The 23168-nt window shown below is 61.8% G+C and carries 25 protein-coding genes; 13 read left to right on the forward strand and 12 right to left on the reverse strand.

The genetic code is table 11. From position 1 onward, the window contains the following. Positions 1–151: 151 nt before the first annotated feature. The 5 genes from CIW50_RS12700 to CIW50_RS12720 form a co-directional block, all read right to left on the reverse strand. Positions 152–856, reverse strand: a complete 705-nt coding sequence (locus tag CIW50_RS12700; protein ID WP_149531628.1) for an ABC transporter ATP-binding protein — start codon at positions 854–856, stop codon at positions 152–154. Next, positions 849–1631, reverse strand: a complete 783-nt coding sequence (locus CIW50_RS12705) for an ABC transporter ATP-binding protein (RefSeq protein WP_149531629.1) — start codon at positions 1629–1631, stop codon at positions 849–851. The genes CIW50_RS12700 and CIW50_RS12705 overlap by 8 nt, the downstream gene beginning before the upstream one ends. After that, positions 1628–2572 (reverse strand): branched-chain amino acid ABC transporter permease, encoded by a 945-nt coding sequence (locus CIW50_RS12710; protein WP_149531630.1) that lies wholly within the window; start codon positions 2570–2572, stop codon positions 1628–1630. Before CIW50_RS12710 ends, CIW50_RS12705 begins: the two co-directional genes overlap by 4 nt. A 3-nt stretch (positions 2573–2575) precedes the next feature. Beyond that, positions 2576–3448 (reverse strand): branched-chain amino acid ABC transporter permease, encoded by an 873-nt coding sequence (locus tag CIW50_RS12715; RefSeq protein WP_149531631.1) that lies wholly within the window; start codon positions 3446–3448, stop codon positions 2576–2578. Between the two features lie 102 nt (positions 3449–3550). Next, positions 3551–4732 carry an ABC transporter substrate-binding protein gene (locus CIW50_RS12720; protein WP_149531632.1) on the reverse strand — a complete coding sequence of 394 codons (1182 nt, stop codon included), beginning with the start codon at positions 4730–4732 and terminating at the stop codon, positions 3551–3553. Positions 4733–4922: 190 nt separating this feature from the next. Between CIW50_RS12720 and paaG the strand changes: the two genes are divergently transcribed. The 8 genes from paaG (at position 4923) to CIW50_RS12760 (ending at position 12382) form a co-directional block, all read left to right on the forward strand. After that, complete coding sequence (gene paaG, locus CIW50_RS12725) at positions 4923–5714, forward strand: 2-(1,2-epoxy-1,2-dihydrophenyl)acetyl-CoA isomerase PaaG (RefSeq protein WP_149531633.1); 792 nt, start codon at positions 4923–4925, stop codon at positions 5712–5714. Continuing rightward, entirely contained in the window at positions 5714–6184 is a 471-nt protein-coding gene (gene paaI / locus CIW50_RS12730; RefSeq protein ID WP_149531634.1) for a hydroxyphenylacetyl-CoA thioesterase PaaI, read from the forward strand. Before paaG ends, paaI begins: the two co-directional genes overlap by 1 nt. A gap of 22 nt (positions 6185–6206) precedes the next feature. Next, on the forward strand, positions 6207–7541 hold the full coding sequence (paaK, locus tag CIW50_RS12735; protein ID WP_149531635.1) for a phenylacetate--CoA ligase PaaK: 1335 nt from the start codon (positions 6207–6209) through the stop codon (positions 7539–7541). A 23-nt stretch (positions 7542–7564) separates the two neighbouring features. Continuing rightward, positions 7565–8200, forward strand: coding sequence for a TetR/AcrR family transcriptional regulator (locus CIW50_RS12740; RefSeq protein ID WP_149531636.1), 636 nt, complete (start codon positions 7565–7567; stop codon positions 8198–8200). A 43-nt stretch (positions 8201–8243) separates the two neighbouring features. Then, positions 8244–10271 carry a phenylacetic acid degradation bifunctional protein PaaZ gene (gene paaZ, locus CIW50_RS12745; protein ID WP_149531637.1) on the forward strand — a complete coding sequence of 676 codons (2028 nt, stop codon included), beginning with the start codon at positions 8244–8246 and terminating at the stop codon, positions 10269–10271. Positions 10272–10336: 65 nt separating this feature from the next. Next, on the forward strand, positions 10337–10648 hold the full coding sequence (locus tag CIW50_RS12750; RefSeq protein WP_149531638.1) for an EthD family reductase: 312 nt from the start codon (positions 10337–10339) through the stop codon (positions 10646–10648). Between the two features lie 38 nt (positions 10649–10686). Next, positions 10687–11925, forward strand: a complete 1239-nt coding sequence (locus tag CIW50_RS12755) for a cytochrome P450 (RefSeq protein ID WP_149531639.1) — start codon at positions 10687–10689, stop codon at positions 11923–11925. Between the two features lie 31 nt (positions 11926–11956). Then, on the forward strand, positions 11957–12382 hold the full coding sequence (locus CIW50_RS12760; RefSeq protein ID WP_149531640.1) for a PaaI family thioesterase: 426 nt from the start codon (positions 11957–11959) through the stop codon (positions 12380–12382). Here CIW50_RS12760 and paaE read toward each other — a convergent pair whose 3' ends face one another. From paaE to CIW50_RS12795, 7 genes are all read right to left on the reverse strand, one after another. Further along, complete coding sequence (gene paaE, locus CIW50_RS12765) at positions 12383–13462, reverse strand: 1,2-phenylacetyl-CoA epoxidase subunit PaaE (RefSeq protein WP_149531641.1); 1080 nt, start codon at positions 13460–13462, stop codon at positions 12383–12385. It abuts the gene before it with no gap. Positions 13463–13473: 11 nt separating this feature from the next. Then, a complete protein-coding gene (gene paaD / locus CIW50_RS12770) occupies positions 13474–13977 on the reverse strand; it encodes a 1,2-phenylacetyl-CoA epoxidase subunit PaaD (RefSeq protein WP_149531642.1) in 504 nt (167 codons plus the stop codon). After that, positions 13971–14747, reverse strand: coding sequence for a 1,2-phenylacetyl-CoA epoxidase subunit PaaC (gene paaC, locus CIW50_RS12775; RefSeq protein WP_149531643.1), 777 nt, complete (start codon positions 14745–14747; stop codon positions 13971–13973). The genes paaD and paaC overlap by 7 nt, the downstream gene beginning before the upstream one ends. A gap of 59 nt (positions 14748–14806) precedes the next feature. After that, positions 14807–15094 (reverse strand): 1,2-phenylacetyl-CoA epoxidase subunit PaaB, encoded by a 288-nt coding sequence (gene paaB / locus CIW50_RS12780; RefSeq protein WP_089265549.1) that lies wholly within the window; start codon positions 15092–15094, stop codon positions 14807–14809. A 21-nt stretch (positions 15095–15115) separates the two neighbouring features. Beyond that, on the reverse strand, positions 15116–16108 hold the full coding sequence (paaA, locus tag CIW50_RS12785) for a 1,2-phenylacetyl-CoA epoxidase subunit PaaA (RefSeq protein ID WP_149531644.1): 993 nt from the start codon (positions 16106–16108) through the stop codon (positions 15116–15118). Between the two features lie 75 nt (positions 16109–16183). Further along, entirely contained in the window at positions 16184–17056 is an 873-nt protein-coding gene (gene paaX / locus CIW50_RS12790) for a phenylacetic acid degradation operon negative regulatory protein PaaX (RefSeq protein ID WP_149531645.1), read from the reverse strand. 339 nt (positions 17057–17395) lie between these two features. Beyond that, a complete protein-coding gene (locus tag CIW50_RS12795) occupies positions 17396–17914 on the reverse strand; it encodes a MarR family winged helix-turn-helix transcriptional regulator (RefSeq protein WP_149531646.1) in 519 nt (172 codons plus the stop codon). Between the two features lie 164 nt (positions 17915–18078). On the opposite strand from CIW50_RS12795, the gene CIW50_RS12800 reads away from it, so the two are divergent. The 5 genes from CIW50_RS12800 to CIW50_RS12820 all read left to right on the forward strand — a co-directional run bounded on the left by CIW50_RS12800 (position 18079) and on the right by CIW50_RS12820 (position 23152). Further along, the gene (locus tag CIW50_RS12800; protein WP_172980310.1) at positions 18079–18543 is read left to right on the forward strand and encodes a RidA family protein; all 465 of its coding nucleotides are present in this window, start codon (positions 18079–18081) and stop codon (positions 18541–18543) included. Positions 18544–18671: 128 nt separating this feature from the next. Then, entirely contained in the window at positions 18672–20171 is a 1500-nt protein-coding gene (locus CIW50_RS12805; RefSeq protein ID WP_149531648.1) for a sugar ABC transporter ATP-binding protein, read from the forward strand. Continuing rightward, positions 20168–21145, forward strand: a complete 978-nt coding sequence (locus CIW50_RS12810) for an ABC transporter permease (protein ID WP_197738367.1) — start codon at positions 20168–20170, stop codon at positions 21143–21145. Before CIW50_RS12805 ends, CIW50_RS12810 begins: the two co-directional genes overlap by 4 nt. After that, the gene (locus tag CIW50_RS12815; RefSeq protein ID WP_149531649.1) at positions 21142–22122 is read left to right on the forward strand and encodes an ABC transporter permease; all 981 of its coding nucleotides are present in this window, start codon (positions 21142–21144) and stop codon (positions 22120–22122) included. Before CIW50_RS12810 ends, CIW50_RS12815 begins: the two co-directional genes overlap by 4 nt. 55 nt (positions 22123–22177) lie before the next feature. Beyond that, a complete protein-coding gene (locus CIW50_RS12820) occupies positions 22178–23152 on the forward strand; it encodes a sugar ABC transporter substrate-binding protein (RefSeq protein WP_149531650.1) in 975 nt (324 codons plus the stop codon). The last annotated feature ends 16 nt before the right edge of the window (positions 23153–23168 follow it).

Raw genomic sequence — 23168 nt, forward strand, 5'->3', positions numbered from 1 at the left:
GCCAAAGGCGCGTGCGTATCCCCATCAAGGCCACGGCCCGCGAGCCGATCAACAGGCCGGATACATATCAGCGACTTCCGCTATCTAAGCATAATCTCACTTGCGATCAGCAGCCGGTCCATACATTGCGCCACAAGCGGCCATGCTTACGTTATTCTACGCCGAGATAAGCCGCTTTTACTTTGGGATCTGACAGCAATAGCGATGCAGGTCCGGCATGGACAATACGACCCGTCTCAATCACATAACCCCGGTCAGCGATTTCAAGCGCGGCCATGGCATTCTGCTCAACAAGCAACACGGTCATCCCGAGGGCACGTAACGAAACAATGGCCGCCAGTATCTGATCAACAAGCAGCGGTGACAGACCGAGCGAAGGTTCATCTAGCAGCAGCAGCTTCGGCTTACCCATCAGAGCACGGCCGATGGCCAGCATCTGCTGCTGCCCGCCTGACAGACCGCCTGCTATTTGCTTCCGCTTTTCTGCCAGAATTGGAAACATACCGAAGATCCTGTCGCGATCTTCGGCGATGTCCTTGTCGCGCCGCAGATAGGCGCCGAGCCGCAGGTTATCTTCCACGGTAAGCGGGCCGAATATCTGCCGCCCCTCTGGCGACTGGAGAATGCCGCGCGCCACGCGGCGATGGGCAGGCAACCCGTCGATGCGTTCACCAAGAAATGTCACCTGGCCGTCACTGATCGGCTGAACTCCGGATAGCGCGTGCAGCAGCGTCGTCTTTCCTGCGCCGTTCGAACCGATCAGCGCAACAACTTCGCCGGTCTGCACGTCGAGAGTGATGCCCTTAAGGACTTCGATACGTCCATAGCGGCTGCGGAGATTGGATATCTCAAGCACGGGCAGCCTCCCGAGCGCCATGTTTGCCGAGATAGGCTTCAAGCACGGCCGGGTTGGCGCGCACCTCGCCCGGACTGCCCTCAATGAGCGGCCGCCCCCGCTCCAGCGCCAGGATTCGATTAGAGATCTTCATCACCAGCTTCATGTCATGCTCGACCAGCACCACGGCGATCCCCTTCGCCGCCACCCGGCAGATCAGCCGGTCGATCTCCTCGGTCTCCACTGAATTGCAGCCTGCCGCCGGTTCATCGAGCAACAACACACGTGGCTCGGCAGCCAGCGCGCGTGCGATTTCAAGGCGCTTGCAGGCCCCATAGGATAGCGCGCCCGCCGGCGTATCGGCCTGGTCCCGCAAGCCAACCTCATCCAGGAAAGCAAGTGCAGCCGCACGGGTCTCCTTGTTCTGGTGCGTTACCGATGGCAGCCGGAACAGGTCCGCGAACAAGTTGCACTTTTCCCGCAGATGGCGGCCGACCATGACATTCTCCACTGCAGTCATGCGCTGGAATATCTGCAGGTTCTGAAATGTTCTCGACAGGCCCCGCGCCGCCAGCGCATCGGGTTCGAGGCGGGTGACATCCCGGCCTGCCAGTTCGATACGGCCCTGACTGGCCTCGTAGATGCCGGAGATCACATTGAACAATGTGGTCTTGCCGGCACCATTCGGCCCGATGATGGAGAATATCTGACCAGCCTCCACGGAGAAGCCGACGCCGTCGATAGCCTTGAGGCCGCCGAACGAGATGCCGATGTCGCTGACTTTGAGAATGGTCATGCGCGCCACCCCGTCATGAACTTCGACAACACGGGCACGATGCCGTCGCGCATGAAGATCATCGACACGATGATGATGGCACCCAGCATCAGGTTCTCATATTCCTGAAATACGGTGAGAAGCTGCGGCAGCATGATCAGCACGGCCGCCCCGACGATACTGCCCACAACCGAGCCGAGCCCGCCAAGCACGACCATCGTCACCATTTCGATGGAATGCAGGAAGCCGGCCTGATCCGGATTGACGAAGCCATTCATCAGCGCGAGCGCAGAGCCTGCCAGCGATGCATAGACCGCCGCAATGACGAAGGCCTGCAACTTGAAGCGATTGACGTTGATGCCGGTCACCCTGGCAGCGATTTCGCTGTCATGTAGCGCGCGAAACGCGCGTCCGGTCGGCGTCTCATCGAGATTGAGCGCAATCCACGTGCCGGCGAGCAACAGTCCGCCTGTGATCCAGTACCAGGTATCGGATCCGCTGGCACGCCAGCCGAACAGCGTGAGTTTCATCACCGACATGCCGTCCGGACCTCCGGTCCAGCGGCTTTCTGTGGTGATGACCAGCGCTACCAACACGCCGAATCCGAGCGTTGCGATAGCGAGATAGTGCCCCTTCAGGCGAAGGATCGGGCGCCCTACCAGGAAGGCCAGCAACGCCGACAGCGCGCAGCCGAGCAGCATCGCCGCCAGCGGCGGCACGCCAAGGTGCGTCGGCCCGATCGCGACCGCATAAGCGCCGATCCCGAAAAAACCGGCATGGCCGAGACTGACCTGCCCGGCTTTGCCCATCAGGATATTCAGGCCGATTGCCGCGAAGGCAGAGACCCAGACCAATGACGCGACCCGGAAATAATAGCTCGACGGAAATACCAGCGGCAGGGCGGCAATGATGACCGCCAGCACGAGCAGAATTCCATAGCGGTGACGGAGGGCTGCAAGCATCGCTCAGACCCTCTCGATGGTGCGGCGGCCAAACAATCCCTGGGGCGCGGCAAACAGCACTGCGAGGATCACGATGAAGGCAAACGCATCCTTATACGTCGAACTGATGTAACCGGCGCCGAACGCTTCGAGCAATCCGAGCAGCAGCCCACCGGCAACGGCACCGAGCGGATTGCCCATGCCGCCGAGCATGGCTGCGGCAAAGCCCTTCAGCGCCAACAACGTACCGACATCGTAGCTGGTCAGCGTAATTGGCGTGATCAGAATGCCGGCAACACCACCGATGGCAGCCGAGCCGCCGAAAGCCAGTGCCATGATGGTCGTGGTGTTAATGCCGACAAGCCGTGCGGCGAACCGGTTGGCGGATGTGGCGAGTACGGCCTTGCCGAGTAGGGTTCGTTCCAGAAAGACGTAGAGCAGCAGGACCATCACGGCCGTGCCGCCAATCACCCAGAAGCTCTGCGGCTGAACCGCGGCGCCCAGCATCTGCACCGGCGTATCACCGGAGAATGCTGGCAGCTTGTGAAACTGCTTGTCGAAAACGATCTGCGCCGCACCGCGCAGCAGGATCGACGCACCGATGGTGATGATGATCAGCGACACAGCCGATGCACCGCGGGCCGGCGCGATTGCGAGCCAGTACAGCGACAGGCCAAGGACAACCGACACGATGACCGCGACCAGCGCCGCAAGCGGCAGCGGCACACCGGCCGCATGAGCGAACACCGTGACCATTCCGCCCAGCATGACGAATTCACCCTGGGCGAAGTTCACCACGTCGGAAGCGTTGTAGACCAGGGTAAAGCCAAGTGCGACTAAGGCGTAGACGGCGCCGATCGTCAGGCCCGAGACCAGGAATTGAAAAAACTCGGGCATGCGTGCCAACGGCCTTTCATTGCCACTACAATCTATTCTGCGTGGAGCGAGAGTGATTGATCTCCGCGCACGAATGTGTCGCGGAGATCGCCGTTTGTAACGTTAGGTACCGGGTGGCAACAGGGTCCAGTCGCCGCCCTTCACTTCCAGCATGCGGAAGGCGGATAGATCGAGGCCGAGATGGTCAGTCGGAGACATGGTCACGATGCCACCGGTGCCGACAAAGCCTTTGGTCTTTTCGATTTCGTCGCGCACTTTCTTGGCGTCGGTGGAATTGGCGCGCTTCATCGCCTCGACCATGATGTACAACCCATCATATGCATGACCGCCAAAGGTCGAGACCGGTTGCTTGGCCGTCGCCTCGAAGGTCTGCTTGTAGTCGACCACGACCTTCTTCTGCGGATCTCCGTCCGGCAGCTTGTCGCCGACCAGCAGCGCCGCGGCCGGAAGCCGAACGCCTTCTGCGGCCGGGCCGGCGAGTTCAATGAAGCTCTTCGAGGCCACACCGTGGCTTTGATACAGCGGGGTCGCCGACATGCCGAGCTGAGCGTAGTTGCGCGTCACGATCGCGGGCCCTTGTCCAAAACCGGGATTGACCACCGCCTGCACCCCGGCAACGCCCTTGATCTTTGTGAGCTGCGCCGTCATGTCGCTATCGCGCGGGCCATAGGTTTCCTCGGCGACGATCTGCACGCCATAGGTGGGAGCCACCTTGACGCATTGTGCCCGCATCGACGCGCCGAAGCCGTCGGTGCCGGAAATCATCGCGACCTTGGTGAAATTGCGCTGCTTGAGATTTTCAAAGATCTTCTCGCAAGCCATCTTGTCGGTATGCGGCGTCTTGAAAATGAACTTGCGTACGGGATCGACCACTTCGATCGCGCCGGCCAGCGAGATGAACGGTACCTGCGCCTCTTCGAACACCGGGATCATCGCCATCGTCGTGCCCGTGGTCGAACCACCGACCATCGCAGCGACCTTATCGTCCTCGATCAGCCGCGTGGCGAAGGTGCGTGCCTTGTTGGCATCGCCGCCGTCATCATAGATCACGAGTTCAATCTTCTTGCCGGCCACGCCGCCGACGGCGTTGATCTTGTCGACATACATGCGCAGCGTTTTGTCTTCGGGCTCGCCGAGAAACGACGCGGGACCAGTAACCGACAGCACAGACCCGATCTTGACGGTCTGCTGTGCGAGCGCAGGGCTGTAGATGGACAGTCCCGACAGCGGCAGCGCAACGGCTGCGGCAATAGCAAGGCTCTTGAAATGCGAGTGGCACGTCATCTCGTTTCCTCCCTGTGATGGCCGCCCATTTTTGAGCGTGCCCGGCGCTTTGCGTGCATCCTAACGGTCAAACCGCGCGCGATGGCACCAAATCCCGGGTCGACTTTTATAATTGACCGGACGGTTGGTCAATAGTAACGTCTGCTTCACAACGGCGCAGAGCCGGAAAAATAACAATGGGGAGGAAGCGGTGGATACGAGCCTCGTCACGACCGATATCCGCGAAGGCTATCGCGTTCTCACGCTCAACAGGCCCGACCGGTTGAACTCGTTCAGCGCTGCGATGCATGCCGAATTGATGGCGGCACTGGTGGCTGCGGAAGTCGACACATCCTGCCGTGCGCTACTTTTGACAGGCGCCGGCCGCGGTTTCTGCGCTGGACAGGATCTCTCCGACGGAGTTTTCACTCCGGGTGAAACACCGGATCTCTCCGTTACTATTGCGACCTACTACAATCCGCTGGTGCGCAAATTGCGCGGCCTGCCGATGCCGGTGATCTGTGCCGTCAACGGCGTCGCAGCCGGTGCGGGCGCCAATGTAGCCTTCGCCTGCGACATCGTGATCGCTGCGCGCTCCGCGAAATTCATTCAAGCCTTTGCCAAGCTCGGCCTCGTACCGGACGCCGGCGGCACATGGATATTGCCGAGACTGGTAGGCACCGCGCGGGCCCGGGCGCTCGCACTGCTCGCCGAACCCGTTTCCGCAGGCCAGGCAGAAGCCTGGGGCATGATCTGGAAATCGGTCGATGACGCCGACCTGATGACCGAGGCGCATCGTCTCGTCACGCATTTTGCGACCCAACCTACGGCAGGACTAGCGCTGATGAAACAGGCGCTCGACGCCTCTGAGACCAACAGTCTCGACCAGCAACTCGACCTCGAATGCGATCTGCAGGGACAGGCCGGTCGCACACCGGACTATCTCGAAGGCGTCACCGCCTTCATGGAAAAACGCGCACCGCGCTTTGTCGGGAGGCAGTGATGGAGTCACGTGAGGCAGCAGCCGAGACCGCGGCGCAGACCACGGCCCAGGCCTGTGCCGATGCGATGTGGCACGATGATCGCGCCAGCAAGGCACTGGGCATGTCGATCCAGCGGATCGCGCCCGGCGAAGCTGTGCTCGCCATGACGGTGCGGCGGGACATGACCAATGGTCACGACATCTGCCACGGCGGCTTCATCTTCACTCTCGCCGACTCGGCCTTTGCCTTCGCTTGCAATAGCTACAATCAGCGCTCTGTCGCGCAACAATGCGCCGTGACGTTCATCCGCGCTGTTGCTGCCGGCGAGACGCTCACCGCCCACGCCATCGAACGCTCAAAGGCCGGGCGTGGTGGCATCTACGATGTCACAGTGCGTGACAGCAAGAACGTCGTCGTTGCCGAATTCCGCGGCCACTCGCGTACGATTTCGGGCGAGTTGCTGCCGCCAAATTCCAACCCAGCTCAATAAAAAGCCGATCCGGGAGGATTCCATGTTTCAAATGCCATTGCGCAAGCTGGACCAGCTCAAACCAGAGCCTACCGAACTGGACCGTTATGAAGTTGCAGCCACCGCAGACCTGCGAACCTGGCAGCTGAAGCAACTCGCATGGTCGTTGCGCCATGCCTATGACAACGTCCCGCATTACCGCGCCAAGTTCGACGCCGCCGGCATTCATCCGGGCGATCTTACGAGCCTCGACGATCTCGCGAAATTTCCGTTCACCACCAAGACCGACCTACGTGACAACTATCCGTTCGGCATGTTCGCCGTGCCCGAGCAGCAGGTCGCGCGCATCCATGCCTCGTCGGGCACCACCGGCAAGCCCACCGTCGTCGGATATACCAAGCGTGACATCGATACCTGGAGCGATGTGGTGGCGCGCTCGATCCGAGCCGCAGGCGGACGCGCCGGCATGAAGCTGCACAACGCCTATGGCTACGGCCTGTTCACTGGCGGTCTCGGCGCGCATTACGGCGCCGAGCGTCTCGGCTGCACGGTGATCCCGATCTCCGGCGGCATGACCGAACGTCAGGTGCAGCTCATCACCGATTTCAAGCCGGACATCATCATGGTCACGCCATCCTACATGTTGGCGATCCTGGATGAATTCCGGAAGCAGGGCCTGGATCCGCGCAAGTCGTCGCTGCGAATCGGCATCTTTGGTGCCGAACCGTGGACCAATGCGATGCGCGAGGAGATCGAGGAAGCCTTCGATCTCCATGCCGTCGACATTTACGGCCTGTCGGAGGTGATGGGCCCGGGCGTCGCCAGCGAATGCGTCGAGACCAAGGACGGGTTGCATATCTGGGAGGATCATTTCTATCCGGAAGTGATCGATCCGCATACCGGGAAGGTGCTGCCCGACGGCGAGGAAGGCGAGCTGGTGTTCACATCGCTAACCAAGGAGGCAATGCCGATCATCCGTTACCGGACGCGCGACCTCACCCGCCTGCTGCCCGGCACAGCGCGCGCCATGCGACGCATGGAGAAGGTCACCGGCCGCACCGACGACATGATCATCCTGCGCGGCGTCAATGTGTTTCCCACCCAGATCGAGGAAAAGCTGCAGACCATCCCTGGATTGTCGATGCATTACCAGATCGTGTTGACGCGAACCGGCCGCATGGACGAGATGGAGATTCACGTCGAGGCCCGTCCCGAACTCTCTGCTTCCGATCTCCGTCAGACCGCCGCCAACCGGCTGGAGCAGGCGATCAAGGACACCATCGGCATCACATCGCGCGTCATCATCCGCGACCCCGACGGCATCGAACGCTCGGCCGGCAAGGCCAGACGCATCCTTGACCGCCGGCCGCAGAGCTAGACCTCAAAGGACTTTGATTCAGCATGGCCCGTCCCCGCGCCAACAACTACGACGACAAGCGCCGCGCGATCCTCGATCGCTCGGCGGAGCTGTTCTCAGAATACGGTTATGACCGTGCATCCATGAACAAGATCGCCGCCGCATGCGGGGTGTCGAAGGCAAATCTCTATCATTACTACAAGGACAAGGATGAGCTTCTGTTCGACGTCATCCGCGCCCATCTCGACGACCTGCTGCAAGTCGTCGAGGCTGCCGACCAACCCGATCTGGCACCCGCCGCGCGGTTGCGCGAGCTGGTGGCGGCGCTGCTCGAGGCTTATCGCGACGCCGATGCACAGCACAGCGTCCAGATCAGCAGCATGCGGTTCCTGTCCGACGAGCGCCAGTCCACGTTGAAGAACATGGAGCGCGAACTCGTGCGCATCTTTTCCAGCGCCGTCTCCGGGATCGCCCCACAGCTCACAGATACGACGATGCTCAAGCCGGTGACCATGTCGCTGTTCGGTATGGTCAACTGGCACTACCTCTGGTTCAGGAGCCAAGGCCCGTTCACCCGCGGGGACTATGCCGATCTGGTCACGCGGCTGATCACCGACGGGACGCGCGATCTGCTGGCGCAGCCCGCTCCAGTCCCCAAACGTGCCACCGCACGCAAGTAGCGCAGCCTCCCCACTCGGCCACTCACAAAGAAGGGCGATCTCAATGAAACTCGAAAGCTTCGTTTGCGGACAATGGGCCGCCCCCGGGCGCGACCTGATCGAGATCGCCAGCGCGGTGTCCGGCGACGTGGTCGCGCAAGCGACCAGTGGCGGGATCGATATGCGCAAGGTGCTGGACTATGCCCGCGGCACTGGCGGCGCGCATCTGCGACGACTGACCTTCCACCAGCGCGCGGACATGCTGAAGAAACTCGGTCAATATCTGACCGAGCGCAAGGAACAGCTCTACAAGCTGTCATTCCAGACCGGCGCGACCCGCATCGATAACATGATCGACGTCGACGGCGGCATCGGTACCCTGTTCGTCTATGCCGGCAAGGGTCGCCGCGAACTACCTAACGCGAAATTCTTGCTCGATGGCAGCGTGGAATCGCTGTCGAAAACCGGGAGCTTCGCTGGCCAGCACCTCGTGACGCCGCTTCACGGCGTCGCGGTGCATATCAATGCGTTCAATTTCCCCTGCTGGGGAATGCTGGAAAAGCTCGCCCCCGCACTGCTGGCGGGCGTTCCGGTCGTCACCAAGCCTGCGACCGTCACATCCTATGTCGCGCACGCGCTGGCACACATGATTGCCGAGTCCGGCATTCTGCCCGACGGCGCCTTCCAGTTTGTCGTTGGCTCGACCGGCGACCTTTTCGATCACCTCACCTGTCAGGATGTGGTGTCCTTCACCGGGTCGGCCGAGACTTCGCAGAAGCTACAGCGACATCCGGTCATTGCCCGGGAGGCGGTTCGTTTCGTGGCCGAGCGGGATTCGCTCAACGCGGCCATCCTGGCGCCCGATGCCGCGCCGGGCACGCCGGAATTCGACCTGTTCATCAAGGAAGTGGCGAAGGAGATGACGGTAAAGGCGGGACAGAAATGCACCGCGATCCGCCGCGCTATCGCACCAGCCGCCCATGTCGATGCCGTCATCGCGGCGCTGCGCGAACGTCTCGCCAAGATCACTATCGGCAATCCCGAACTGGAAAGCGTGCGCATGGGCCCGCTGGTGGGACTGGACCAACGGCGGGACGTGCTCGCCCATGTGGCGAAGCTGCGCACCGAGGCCGAACTGGTCAGCGGCGATCCCGACCATTTTTCCGTCGAGGGTGCGGACGCCGCACGCGGCGCTTTCGTGCCGCCTTTGCTGTTGCATTGCGCGAATCCCGCCGCCGCCGTCAGCGTGCATGAGATCGAAGCATTCGGCCCGGTCTGCACCGTGATGGGCTACGACGCTCTGGACGACGCGATCAGGCTTGCCAACCGCGGCGGCGGCAGCCTGGTCGCATCGGTCTATACGCATGATACCAAAATCGCATCCGACCTCGTATTCGGCATCGGCAGCTTTCACGGGCGCCTGGTGATGATCGATCGTGATTGCGCCAAGGAACAGACTGGCCATGGCTCACCGATGCCGCAGATGGTCCATGGCGGCCCCGGACGCGCCGGCGGCGGGGAAGAGCTCGGCGGCATTCGCAGCTTGCAGCACTACATGCAGCGCACCGCCTTGCAGGGATCACCTGCCATGCTCACCGGGATTACCGGAAGCTGGTCCAAGGGCACACCGATCATCGCAAAGGAACGGCATCCGTTCCGCTATCACTTCGAAGATCTCGACATCGGGCAGACCTTCATGTCGAAGGAACGCACGATCACACTCGAGGACGTCGAGCACTTCGCCCATTTCACCGGCGACACATTTTACGCCCACATGGACGAAGAAGCGACCAAGGGACATCCGTTCTTCCCCGGCCGCGTCGCCCATGGCTATCTGCTGTTGTCATTCGCCGCAGGACTGTTCGTCGATCCCGATCCTGGCCCGGTGCTCGCCAATTACGGCCTGGACTCGTTGCGCTTCGTCAAGCCGGTGCGGCCCGGTGAAGCGATCAAGGTCCGATTGACCGCGAAAGAAAAGTCGCCGCGCAACAAGCAATATGGCGAAGTCCGCTGGGACGTTGAGATCACCACGGCGACCGGCGAAACCGCAGCGACCTATGAACTGCTCACCATGAACGCCGTGCGGTCCTGATCCTTGTATCGGGCAGCGCCCATTCTCTGCCGCCACGACACCCGAAATTCATTCAGGAGACCACCATGATCCTCGTCACAGTGATGTATCCCGCCGGAGCCGAGACGAAGTTCGACCTCGATTATTATCTGAGCAAGCATATGCCGCTGGTTAAGGAACGCTGGACGCCGCACGGGCTTACTAATGCTCAGGTCGTCAAGGGCATCGGCAAGCCCGACGGCAGTGCGCCCGACTATCAGATGATGGCACTGTTGACCTTCGGCTCGCTCGACAATTTCAGGGCTGCCGGCAAGGCGCATGGCCGCGAGATTTTCGCCGACATCCCGAATTTCACCGATACTCAGGCTACGGTTCAGATCAGCGAGATTCTGGTCTGAGCCTGTCACATCGTCGATGATCGGTGGAGATGTAGCTCATGGCCAGCACGGCGGCGGTCGGCGATGCGGAGCTCATCCGCGGCTTTTCCTTGAAGGCATTGCCTGACGCCTTTTACGACGACCCCTATCCGACCTATCGCGCGCTTCAGACGCACGATCCGCTTCACCGGATGGCAGATGGGTCGCTGTTCCTGACACGGCATAGCGACCTGGAGGCTATCTACAAGGACACGATCCGCTTCAGTTCCGACAAAAAGGTTGAATTCGCCCCCAAATACGGCGTCGGTTCGCTGCTATTCGAACATCACACAACCAGCCTGGTGTTCAATGATCCGCCGCTGCATACGCGCGTTCGACATCTCATTGCCGGCGCCCTCAGCCCCCGCGCGATCTCCGAGACCGAACCCCGGCTGATCACTCTGGTGGACCGGCTGCTCGACGATATGGCGGCACGCAGCCACGCCGACCTCATCGAGGACTTTGCTTCGGCGATCCCCATCGAAGTCATCGGCAACCTGCTCGGTGTCCCGCATGCGGAGCGCAGCCCGCTGCGTGGCTGGTCGCTTGCCATTCTCGGTGCGCTGGAACCGTCGCTATCGCCCGAGGTACAGGCCCTCGGCGAAACAGCGGTCGCCGAATTCCTCGACTATCTACGCCGGCTTGTTGCAGACCGTCGGGCGCGGCCGGGCGATGCCGAAAACGACGTCCTCACCCGCCTGATCGCCGGCGAAACGGCGAGCGGCGAACGCCTCAGCGAGACCGAATTGCTGCAGAATTGCATTTTCATCCTGAATGCCGGCCATGAGACAACCACCAATCTGATCGGCAATGGCCTAGAGCTGCTGTTGCGCTTCCCCGAGCAGAAGCAGCGCCTGATTGATGAGCCGGCGCTGATCCGCACTGCGATCGAGGAATTCCTGCGGTTCGAAAGCTCTAATCAACTCGGCAATCGCGGCGTTGCAGTCGACACCGAGATCGGAGGCATCGCTCTTCCGAAGGGTACGTTGATTACACTCTGTATCGGCGCCGCGAACCGCGACCCCGCGCAATTCGCGTCACCCGATCAACTCGACATCAGCCGCGCGCCAAACCGCCATCTGGCTTTCGCGTCGGGAGCTCATGTCTGCGCGGGTCTCAATCTCGCCCGCATGGAAGGCCGCATCGCCATCGGACGATTCATGGCCCGCTTTCCGAATTTCGCAGCCGCCGGACCCGCAAAGCGCGCCCGGCGCGCGCGCTTCCGCGGCTTCACGTCATTGCCCGTAACGCTTGGATGATTTCTTCACACTGAATGCAGGATACTCCGTGATGACGACTTTCGACACCTCCGCTGCCACTCATCTGCTGCAGACCGTCTTTGCCCCATGGGTGCAGGACCTCGACCTGTCTATCGAATGCATCGACGCCGACGGCGCTATCCTGCGCATGAAGTTTTCGGACAGGCTCTGCCGCGATAACGGCGTCGTTTGCGGACAGGCGCTGATGTCTCTTGCCGACACGGCCATGGTGTTCGCGATATCTTCGGCAGCGGGCGAATTTCTGCCGATGACCACCGTAGATCAGACCATCCACTTCCTCAAACCGGCCATGCGTTCCGATCTGCTGGCCCAGGCACGTGTAGTCAGGCTCGGGCGCACCATGGCGTTCGGCAGCGTAACGATCGAAACCGCAAGCGACGCAAAACCGGTCGCGCTCGCGCAGACCGCCTATGCGATCATGCGCGACAGCAAGTAATCAGACCTGATCGTAATCGACGGTGATGCGCGCCGAAACCGGGTGCGCCTGACAGGTGAGCACGAAGCCCGCCTCCAGCTCCCACGGCTCCAGCGAATAATTGACATCCATCTGCGTGTCGCCCTCGACGACCTTGGCACGGCAGGTGCTGCACATCCCGCCCCTGCAGGCATAGGGCAGATCCAAGCCAGCGCGAAGCGCCGCATCGAGAATGGATTCCCCCTCGACGATCGGCACGTCCTTGCGCTTGCCGTCCACGATGAGCGCCGCAACCGCCTTGGGCGGCGCCTCCGGAGCCACGACCGGTTTCGGCCGTGGCTTGCCGCCCAGGCCCGAGACGAAACGCTCGACGTGAACATGCTCGGCAGCGACGCCGAGTTCGGCACAGGTCGCCGCGATCTCCTCGCTCATGGCCACCGGTCCGCAGATGAACACATGATCGATCGCCTTCGCCGGCACCATCGCGCGCAGCAGGATGGAGACCTTGTCGTGATCCAGCCGGCCATACAGGATCGGCAGGTCCTGTTCTTCCTGAGATAGGACGTGGAACACGGATAGGCGGCCCATGAACCGGTCTTTCAATTCCTCCAGTGCTTGAAGAAACAGAATGCCGGAGGCCGTCCGGTTGCCGTAGAAGAGAAAGAAGCGGCTCTGTGGCTCACGCGCGAGAATGCCCCGGATGATCGACATGATCGGCGTGATACCGGAGCCCGCCGCGAAGCCCACATGAGTGCGCGCCTGCTCCGGCGCATGCGCGATGCCGAAACGACCGGTCGGCGTCATGACGTCAAGCTCGTCTCCCGATTTGAGCTGCTCGAGCGCCCAGTTTGAAAAGGTACCGCCGTCGACCTTCTTCACGGCGATCCGCAATTCGCGGTCATCGGGACTTGAGCAGATCGAATAGGACCGGCGCACCTCCTCGCCATCCATCATAGTCCGCAGCGTCAGATACTGGCCTGGCGCAAACGCGTATTCTTGTTCGAGATCTCCGGGAATGGCGAATGTCATCGACACCGCATCGGAGGTTTCCCGACGTACGTCATCGACCGCGAGACGATGGAATTTGGGGGCGTGGGACATCGGCGCTCGTCCTAGTGACACTTGAAGTAATCGAACGGCTCGCGGCACGTCGTGCAGCGCCACAGCGCCTTGCAGGACGTCGAGCCGAATTCGGACAATACTTCGGTCGCGAGCGACCCGCATTGCGGGCAGGCCACCTGTTGTTCGCCGAACAATGCGCGGCGGCCCCCACCGGACTGCGGCGGCGCCACGCCGTAATCTTTCAGCTTGCGGCGACCGTCATCGCTCATCCAGTCCGTCGTCCAGGCTGGCGAGAGCACCGTCCTGATTTTCGAGTTGCAGATTCCCTCGCGCGCCAAGGCTAGTTCAATTTCCAGCGCGATCATGTTCATCGCCGGGCATCCCGAATAAGTCGGCGTGATCGCAACTTCGACCTGTCCGTCCACAATGGATACGTCGCGCAGCACGCCAAGGTCCGCGATGGTCAGGACCGGAATTTCCGGGTCGACCACCTCGGCCGCGGCGGCCCATGCGCGCGCGCGCAACGCGCTGTCGCTGGTGTCGGCGGCTACCACGTTGCGTCCGGAAACGAGCGCTGCAGCGACTGCAACTCGCTGAGCAGGTGACCAAGATGCTCGCTATGGCTTCCTGAACGCCCGCCCTTCTGCATCCAGCTCTTGCTGGGGCAGGCCAGCGTCGCCGTCTGCAAAACCCCGGTCACGGCGTCGGTCCAACCAGCACGCAGGCTTTCGGGATCGACCACAAACCTATCGGCGATCAATCCGGCGTCGCTATCATCAGTGTGGAATAGTTCGCCGGTGAAGGACCAGAGGTCGTCAATCGCGGCTTGCGCGCGTTTGCGACTCTCGGCTGTGCCGTCGCCAAGGCGGATCACCCATTCGGACGAATGCCGGACATGATAGGCACTCTCTTTCTCTGATTTCGCAGCGATCGCAGCCAACGTGGCATCCCTGGAATTCGTCATGGCGCGCCAGTAGGCATCGGCGAATACCGAGTAGAGGAACTGCCGGACGATGGTGCGCGCGAAATCGCCGTTGGGCTGCTCGACCAGCAGGAGATTGCGATACTGACGGACGTCGCGCAGATAGGCGTAGCTGTCCTCGTCATTGCCGGTGTCTTCGACCTTGGCCGCGTAGCTATACAGCTCACGCGCCTGGCCGATCAGGTCAAGGCCCATATTGGCGAGCGCCATATCCTCTTCCATCATCGGCGCATGGCCGCACCATTCCGAAAGCCGGTGTCCCAAGATCAGCGCGTCGTCGGCACGACGCAACGCATAGAGCACCGGGGGGCTCTCAGTTACCGAGATCGAAGCTGCAGCCATGGCCTGTGATCCTGCTGGCAAGAATTCTGTTGCTGTAAGAGCATGACGCGTGCGCTTGCTCACATGTGGCCAACTTCGTCCGGCACATCGTAGAATGTCGGATGCCGATAGATCTTGGACAGTGCCGGCTCGAACATCATGTCCTTTTCGGCGGGATCCGAAGCGACGATGGTGTCAGACGGGACGATCCAGATCGACAGCCCCTCACCGCGGCGGGTGTAGATATCGCGCGCCGCCTGCATCGCCAGAGCGGCATCCGCGGCGTGCAGCGATCCGACATGCTTGTGTGCAAGCCCATTGCGGCTGCGGATGAAAACTTCCCAAAGCTGGATATTCGGCGTGCTCATGATCAGCTCCCTGCTTGTCCGTTAAGCCGCAACAGCGGCGCGACGCGCCCGCTGCTTCTCGGCATAGGCCACGGCAGCCTCGCGCACCCATGCGCCATCGTCATGCGCCTTGCGGCGCGCGGCGAGGCGATCACGATTGCAGGGACCATTGCCGGCCAGCACGTCCTGGAATTCCTGCCAATCGATGGCGCCGTAATCCCAATGGCCCGTCGTTGCATTCCACCTCAGATCCGCATCTGGGATCTTGAGGCCGAGATAGTCAGCCTGGGGAACGGTGGCGTCGACGAATTTCTGACGCAACTCGTCATTGGAAAAGCGTTTGATCTTCCAGCGGGTCGACTGATCGCTGTGCTGGCTCTCGCCGTCCGGCGGGCCAAACATCATCAGGCACTGCCACCACCAGCGATCCAGCGCACTCTGCGCCATCGCCTTCTGGTCAGCCGTGCCGTGCGATAGCGTGACCATGATCTCGTAACCCTGGCGCTGATGGAACGACTCTTCCTTGCAGACGCGGATCATCGCGCGCGCATAGGGACCGTAGGAACAACGGCACAGCGGAATCTGGTTCATGATGGCGGCCCCATCGACCAGCCAGCCGATCGCACCGATATCGGCCCAGGTCAGCGTCGGATAGTTGAAGATTGACGAATACTTCGCCTTGCCGCTGAGCATCTGGTCGACGAGTTCTTCGCGCGATGTGCCGAGCGTTTCCGCAGCCGCATAGAGATAGAGGCCGTGCCCACACTCGTCCTGCACCTTGGCCAGCAGGGCCGCCTTGCGACGCAGGGTCGGCGCACGCGTGATCCAGTTGCCTTCCGGCAGCATGCCGACGATTTCGGAATGCGCATGCTGGGAAATCTGCCGCGTCAATGTCTTACGATACGCGGCTGGCATCCAGTCATTGGGCTCGATGCGCTCCTCATTGGCGACGCGGACCTCGAAACGAGCGGATTTGTCAGCGTCTTCTAGGTGCCGGTCGTCGGCCTGCGGCGCATTCAGGGCCTGCGTATACATGCCTCGTCCTCCCGTATGTTTTCTCAAACATATAACAGAAAAACAAAACTGCAAGATATTTTTGTAACATAAAGACTATTGGTCCGAGAACCTGCGGGCGAGTTCCATGCCAGGTGCTGGCAATGGTCCGCCTGCGCTTGCGCCGTGTTGGTCGAGCCACTGCTCGGCGACTGAGAGCAAGGCCCGGTAGATCCGTCCGCACAGCGCACGAGCCTCTGCAGCGGGCCAATCCGCCGGTAGCAGCGCCGGTGGCAGCAATGGGTCGCGCAGCAGGACACGGCGGTACTGATGAATCAGCAGGATACGCGCCAGCATCGCATCTGCTGGCGGCAGTGCGTCCGCGCCGGTAATCCACGCCTCGAGTGGCGCGAAGGTCTTCAGAAAATCCCGATAAGAGTCGGCGATCCGCGGCAGCAGCCAGGCCTCCCCGATCAGGCGTCGCCCCATCTCGTTATTAGCCGACACTTCCAGCCGGATCGCACCTGCCACCACCGATGGCACGGCGGTGCCGGATGGCGCGACCCAGACGCCCGGCATCGGATTGCCGAACCCCGCCTCGATCAATGCCGCGCGCGACACCTCGCGATCCCCGCCATTGGAGATCAGGAGCAATTCGAGAAACCCCTCCCATTCCGAGGGCTGCGGATTGTAGACATGCGCCACGGCTGACGCGAAACGCTCCTGCCCGCTTGGTGCCAGCGTGTAGAAGCTCTTGCGGCCGACCTTCTCGCGATCGAGCCAGCCATCTGCGGCGAGCCGAGACATCGCGGTGCGCACCACGCCGCCGTCGATCTCCAGCATCTCCAGAAATGCCAGCAATGTGCCGAGCCACACCGATCCGCCACGCGGCAAAATCGCGTCGCCGTAAAAGGTGATGATCAGTGAGCCGGTGCGCGAGGGTTCACGCTTGAATCGGCTGATAATGCGAAAGAGCGGATGCTGCGACATGGGTCATCCGTAAAACATTCCGGCACAATCACCAACCTGCTCGTCCCTGCATTTTGATCGATAGGGTGAGATCGACCGTGTGCAAGACAGCCGTAGTGCGGCTATGATCGCGTTCACCTTACGAGAGCGCTCCGATTGCAAAGCTGCGAAACACATAGTGAAGAGAAAGCCGATCGCGAAAACAAACAACGCGACGTTGGTCGCGTACGGGATGAGGCCGCCGGCGATCAACATCGTCGCCGCTCCCGCAAGGCCGATGAAGCAGCACTGCTGCCGGATGCGCCGTAGACGTCGACCGGCGGTAGCACACGGTTCCTACATGAAAAAAACGACATCTTGTCAAAGATCTGGCTGCTCGACCGAGATGAGGAGCTTTCGCAACAGTCGCGTGAGTGTTTGACGTTCGCCGGCTGTCAGTGTCTCGTCAACTGAACGGGACAGCGAGAAGTGTCGGGCGATCGCCTTATCAACGGAACTTCGGCCCTTAGTCGTCAGCGTGATCCGCGCTCCGCGGCCGTCATCAGGATCCTGGCGCCTGACAATGAAGCCGTCTTGCTCGGCGCGCCGCAACCGCGCAGTGAGCCCGCCCGACGACAGCAGGCATTCCGCATAGAGGTCGGTCGGTCGAACGCCGATGCTGCTGTCGGCCTCCCGACGGTAAATTGTCAGGAGTAGATCGAAGAGCTCCCAATTGAACCCCTGCTCTTCGAGCGCTGGCTCGATGGCGCTGCGCATGTGCACGGACAGCCGGACAATCCGGCCCACGACGTCGAGGTGGCCGGCGTCGAGGTCGGGCCGGCGGCGGCTCCAGCCCGCAATGATCTCATCAATCGAATCGGTAGTCATGGCGGTCAGCATATAGGCACGGGGCACCGAATAGATGCAAATTCATCTATCTTCGTGCAAAGATATTTTATCTTGACTCAAAGATAGTCTGATCTCACACTTCGTGACGGGTTGGCCGGATGCCGCCCTGCGAGAGGGTCACGGGGTTACCAACCTCCGCCATTGAGGAGACGATCATGATAGCCAAGCCGGCCTTTGCAACATCGCCATCCAATCCGCACGTCAAGGAAATCCAGACGATCCCGGAGCGGAAGCCCGACATGCCCTACGCACCGGCAATCCGTGTCGAGATTCCCTGCGGCATGCTGTTCATCTCAGGAGCTACGCCATCGCCGCTCTATCACAAGCATCCCCACGTCCTCGAAGAGCACGAGCATCCCAACTCGATCGAGGAGCAGACCCATCGCGCCATGAAGACGATCGAGTCAATCCTGGATCACGAGGGGCTCGCCTGGACCGACATCGTCAAGGTGACGAAGTACTTGACCGACATCCGGGACCAGGACGGCATGGTGAAGGTGATGAAGGAGTATTTCGGCAACTGGACGCCGGCCAGCACCACCATTTGCATCAACCAGCTCTCGACCCAGGGCGCCCGTGTCGAGCTCGACATGATCGCCGCCATTCCCGTGCAGAAATAGGCCGGATGTGACCTCCCGCCGGCCCCGGGTCATCGGGCCGAACGAGGCCGACAATGATGCACGGCACTGAAATTCAAAATGAGCAAGGGGACCGCTCGCTACACACCCCAATGGCAGCCGGTCAACGGATGGCCGGACGCAAAGCCGACGCGCCGCTGCTGCGGTTGGTCGGTATCGATAAATCCTTTCCCGGCGTGCATGCGCTCAAGAACGTATCGCTCGACGTCTATGCCGGCGAGGTCCATGTCATCCTCGGCCAGAATGGTGCCGGAAAATCGACGCTGATCAAGACGTTGTACGGCGCCTATGCGGCCGATCGGGGTCACATCGAGATCGAGGGCCGCCGGGTCGCGGTCGCCGGCCCCGCCGATGCGAGCGCGCTTGGCATCGCCGTCATCTTCCAGGAATTCTCGCTGGTCCCATATCTCGACATCGCACAGAACATCTTTCTCGGTCGCGAAGCCGCATTCAGTCGCTTCGGCCTTGTCGATTTCGCGGCCATGCATGCGGCCGCGCGCATCATCCTCGACGATCTCGGGCTCGACTACGACACCCACGCCTATGCCGCCAACCTCGGCGTGGCCCAGCAGCAGATGGTGGAGATCGCCAAGGCGCTCTCACAGAACGCGCGGGTGCTCGTGATGGACGAGCCGACGGCCGCGATCTCCGAGCGCGAATCCGATCGCCTGTTTCAAACCATCACGCGACTGACGGAGAGGCGCGTCGCCATCGTCTACATCTCCCATCGGATGAAGGAAGTGCAGATGCTCGGCGATCGCATCACCATCCTGCGCGACGGCGCCGTCGTGACCAGCGTGCTGCGCGATCAGAAAAGCCAGGCCGAGATGGTAGGCGCGATGATCGGGCGGGCATCGGGATCGCAGCTTGTACGGACGCCGCGCACGCCGGGCGAGCCTGTTCTGTCCGCCAGGGATGTAAGCACAGCCAAACTGTCGGACATCTCCATCGAAATTCTCGCCGGCGAAGTGGTGGGGCTTGCCGGCCTGGTTGGATCCGGTCGGACCGAAGTGGTCCGCGCGCTGTTCGGCGCGGATCCGATCGCAATCGGCGAGATTTCTCTGTTGGGATCGCGCGCGCCGACCACACTGGACGGGCGGGTGCGGGCGGGCATGGCCCTGCTCCCGGAAGATCGCAAGCAGGAGGGCTTGGCGCTCCCGCTCGATGTCCGCGACAATGCGACGGTTGCCTCGCTGTGGCGCAGCTTCGCCTCCGGCTGGTTCTCGCCGGCCAAAGCAGAGCGGGATACACACGGGCTGATCGCACAGCTTGGCATCGCCGCGCATAGCACGCGCCAGAGCGTCCACACCCTCAGCGGCGGCAACCAGCAGAAGGTCGTGCTGGCGAAATGGCTGGCCGCGGGAGCCAAATTGTTCCTGCTGGATGAGCCGACGCGCGGCGTCGATGTCGGCGCCAAGGCCGAAATCTATCGCCTGATCGATCAACTCGTGGATGGCGGGGCCGGTGTCGTCGTCATCAGTTCGGAACTGCCGGAGCTCGTCCAGCTCTGCGACCGCGCCTATGTCATGCGCGACCACCGCATCGTCGGGCATCTCGCCGGCGACGCACTGACCGAACGAGCCATTCTCGAACTGGCGGTGCATCAGTGAGTGTCACGACCTCACTGCAGGGAAAGTCCGGCATAGGCCAGTTCCTTAGCGCAATCCCCGGCGCCGGCATCCTGCTGATCCTGATGCTGGCGCTGTTCACGATCGTCAATCCGCGCTTCGTGTCCCAGACAAACCTCATCAATGTCGGCTTGCAGACCTCGCTACTGCTGATGATCGCCCTGCCGATGACGCTCATCATCCTGACCGAAGGTCTTGACCTGTCGGCCGGAGCCCTGGTCGGGCTGAGCGGCGTCATCGTCGCCGAGGCGCTTCTCGCCGGATGGGGCGTATTCGCCGCCTGTACCGCGACGCTCGCGGTGAGTATCGCCTTCGGTGCCCTGAATGGCGTTCTGGTCGCCTATCTCGCGCTGCCCGCTTTCGTCGTTACGCTCGGCACGATGGGGCTGATGCAAGGGATTGCGCTGGTGCTCACCAATGGCGATCCCGTCGGCGGGTTCACGCCTGCCATTGAAATCTTCTATCGCTCGCAGCTCTGGTTCATCCCGCTGCCAATCGCGATCGCCGCGGCCCTTTATGCCGCGCTGTGGCTGCTGCTGTATCGGACCCGGCTCGGCAACTACGTGATCGCCATCGGCGGCAACAAGGACGCGCTGCGTCTCGCCGGCATTCGCGCCAATCTCGTCCACCTCGCAGTTTATGTACTCGGCAGCGCGATCATCGGTCTCTCCGCAGTGCTGTTGATCGGACGCACCAATTCGGCGCATCCGACCGTCGGTATAGGCATGGAGTTCGAAGCAATCGCCGCCGTGGTGCTAGGAGGCACCTCCTTCGAGAAAGGACAGGGCTGGCTATTCGGTGCCGTGCTCGGCGCGCTCGCCATAACCGTACTGCGCAACGGCCTCAACATCCTTTCCATCGACTCGTCGCTACAAGTCGTGTGCATCGGCATCCTGCTCATCCTCGCGCTGCTGATCGACCAGGCGCGCAAGCAATTCGTGAGGCGTGCGACATGACGGTCCCGGCAACGCTCGATATCCGCCCGTCGTCTTTGTCGCCCGACGCCGCGGCCCTGCTCGGCCGGGTCGTCCTGATCGTTCTGATCGCCGGCGCATTGACCGCAGTCGATCCGGGATTCGCTTCGGTGAGCAATCTCCTGAACATGCTGCGACAGGCGAGCCTGCTATTTCTCGTCGCGTCCGGCCTCACACTCGTCATCATCGGCGGCGGACTCGATCTGTCGGTCGGCGCCAATCTCACGTTGTCGGCCTGTCTCGCGGCAGCGGCGATCAAGACCACCGGCAATCCGTGGTACGGCGTCGCCGTTGCCATCGGCGCTGGCACACTGATCGGTTTCGCCAACGGGCTGATGATCAACCGCCTGCGGCTGCCGCCCTTCCTTGCGACTTTCGGCATGCTGTGGGTGGCGCAGGGCATCGCCTACTGGTTCATGGCCGGGCAGACCATCTACGGCATGCCGATGTCCTTTCGCTATTTCGGCACCGGCTTCTTCCTCGGTGTTCCGCTGCCGATCTGGATCACACTCATGGTCTGTCTTGCCTGCAGCATCCTGCTGCATCGCACGACCTTCGGCCGCGAGACGTATTTTATGGGCGCCAACCAGACCACCGCGCTTCTGTCCGGCGTCCCGGTCGAACGTCGTCGGCTGCTGCTCTACGTGCTCAGCGGCTTGACGGCTGGCATCGCGTCCCTCGTCTATCTGGCCCGCCTCAATGCGGCCGAGCCCGGAATCGGCGAGCCGTTGCTGCTCCCAGCTATCGCCGCCGTGCTTGTCGGCGGCACATCCCTATTCGGCGGCAACGGCAACATCGTCGGTACCGTGCTCGGCGCCATCCTGCTCACCATCATCGTCAATGGCCTCAATCTGCTGAATGTCGCAGCCACCTGGCATCCCTTCGTCAACGGCGCCGTCGTCCTGGTCGCGATCATTGCGGATCTCGTCATCAGCCGACGCCGATCAGGGAGCAGATAGACCCGACATCACCAGTTCACCACACGTCTCGTCATTCACAACCAGAGGGGCCATCATGCGAACCACCAGATCTACTCGATGCGTTCTTGCCGCCGTCATCTGCGGCACCCTGTTCAATTCGGCGGCGCGCGCCGATGGCGAGACGATTGCCGCCTTCACGAAGAACCAGGTGGACCCTCATTTCGAGGGCGTGCGCGCCGGCGTGGCGCAAATGGCCGCGAAAATGAAGGCGACAGTCAAATATTACACGCCGACGAAACCGAACAACATCACCGAGGGCATGTCGCAGCTCGAAGACGTCGGCGTGACCAAGCCCAATCTGATGCTGTTCATGCCGATCGACGCCAAGGCGCAACTGCCGACGATCAAGCGCCTGATCGAATCCGGCCTGCCGATCATCAACTACAACGACCGCGGCGGCGATGCGCCTTATCTCTCTTTTGTTGGGCAAGACGATTACAAGCTCGGCCATGACATCGCCAAGACCCTGTTCGACCACCTCGGCGGCAAGGGCAATGTGGTGATCCTCGAAGGCGTCAAGGGCTCGACCACGGGAGACGAGCGCAAGCGCGGCTTCGACGCCGCCGTCAAGGAATATCCGAACATCAAGGTGCTGGCCTCGCAGCCCGCCAATTTCCAGCGCCTGCTCGGCATGCAGACGATGGAGAACCTGATCCAGCAGTTCAGCATCATCGACGGCGTGATCTCCGCCGCTGACGCGTCCGCGCTCGGCGCCATCGAAGCGCTCAACGCCGCCGGCCGCAAGAACGTGGCTGTGGTCTCGATCAATGGCGTACCCGAGGCCGTCGAAGCCGTGAAGGCAGGCAGCCTGCTGGCGATCGCCGAGTTCGACGGCTTCAAGATCGGCTGCGTCGCCACCGCGGTGGGCCTCAACGCCATTCGCGGCCAGAGCGCGCCGAAGCAGGTCACGATTCCGGGCGCGATCATCACCAAGGCGAACTACGCGCCCTGGCTCGTCCCCTACAAGGACCGCACCTGCCCGACGCCCGACGCCTATATCGCGAAGTAACACCAACGAGCCTGCA

The organism is Tardiphaga sp. P9-11, from assembly GCF_008329525.1.
GTDB lineage: Bacteria > Pseudomonadota > Alphaproteobacteria > Rhizobiales > Xanthobacteraceae > Tardiphaga.

Bases quoted from the DNA above. Each gene is read 5' to 3' on its own strand.
- CIW50_RS12705 (WP_149531629.1), bottom strand. From the start codon at position 1,631: ATGACCATTCTCAAAGTCAGCGACATCGGCATCTCGTTCGGCGGCCTC.
- CIW50_RS12710 (WP_149531630.1), bottom strand. From the start codon at position 2,572: ATGCTTGCAGCCCTCCGTCACCGCTATGGAATTCTGCTCGTGCTGGCG.
- CIW50_RS12715 (WP_149531631.1), bottom strand. From the start codon at position 3,448: ATGCCCGAGTTTTTTCAATTCCTGGTCTCGGGCCTGACGATCGGCGCC.
- CIW50_RS12720 (WP_149531632.1), bottom strand. From the start codon at position 4,732: ATGACGTGCCACTCGCATTTCAAGAGCCTTGCTATTGCCGCAGCCGTT.
- paaI (WP_149531634.1), top strand. From the start codon at position 5,714: ATGGAGTCACGTGAGGCAGCAGCCGAGACCGCGGCGCAGACCACGGCC.
- paaK (WP_149531635.1), top strand. From the start codon at position 6,207: ATGTTTCAAATGCCATTGCGCAAGCTGGACCAGCTCAAACCAGAGCCT.
- CIW50_RS12740 (WP_149531636.1), top strand. From the start codon at position 7,565: ATGGCCCGTCCCCGCGCCAACAACTACGACGACAAGCGCCGCGCGATC.
- paaZ (WP_149531637.1), top strand. From the start codon at position 8,244: ATGAAACTCGAAAGCTTCGTTTGCGGACAATGGGCCGCCCCCGGGCGC.
- CIW50_RS12750 (WP_149531638.1), top strand. From the start codon at position 10,337: ATGATCCTCGTCACAGTGATGTATCCCGCCGGAGCCGAGACGAAGTTC.
- CIW50_RS12755 (WP_149531639.1), top strand. From the start codon at position 10,687: ATGGCCAGCACGGCGGCGGTCGGCGATGCGGAGCTCATCCGCGGCTTT.
- CIW50_RS12760 (WP_149531640.1), top strand. From the start codon at position 11,957: ATGACGACTTTCGACACCTCCGCTGCCACTCATCTGCTGCAGACCGTC.
- paaE (WP_149531641.1), bottom strand. From the start codon at position 13,462: ATGTCCCACGCCCCCAAATTCCATCGTCTCGCGGTCGATGACGTACGT.
- paaC (WP_149531643.1), bottom strand. From the start codon at position 14,747: ATGGCTGCAGCTTCGATCTCGGTAACTGAGAGCCCCCCGGTGCTCTAT.
- paaB (WP_089265549.1), bottom strand. From the start codon at position 15,094: ATGAGCACGCCGAATATCCAGCTTTGGGAAGTTTTCATCCGCAGCCGC.
- paaA (WP_149531644.1), bottom strand. From the start codon at position 16,108: ATGTATACGCAGGCCCTGAATGCGCCGCAGGCCGACGACCGGCACCTA.
- paaX (WP_149531645.1), bottom strand. From the start codon at position 17,056: ATGTCGCAGCATCCGCTCTTTCGCATTATCAGCCGATTCAAGCGTGAA.
- CIW50_RS12795 (WP_149531646.1), bottom strand. From the start codon at position 17,914: ATGCTGACCGCCATGACTACCGATTCGATTGATGAGATCATTGCGGGC.
- CIW50_RS12800 (WP_172980310.1), top strand. From the start codon at position 18,079: ATGATAGCCAAGCCGGCCTTTGCAACATCGCCATCCAATCCGCACGTC.
- CIW50_RS12805 (WP_149531648.1), top strand. From the start codon at position 18,672: ATGGCCGGACGCAAAGCCGACGCGCCGCTGCTGCGGTTGGTCGGTATC.
- CIW50_RS12815 (WP_149531649.1), top strand. From the start codon at position 21,142: ATGACGGTCCCGGCAACGCTCGATATCCGCCCGTCGTCTTTGTCGCCC.
- CIW50_RS12820 (WP_149531650.1), top strand. From the start codon at position 22,178: ATGCGAACCACCAGATCTACTCGATGCGTTCTTGCCGCCGTCATCTGC.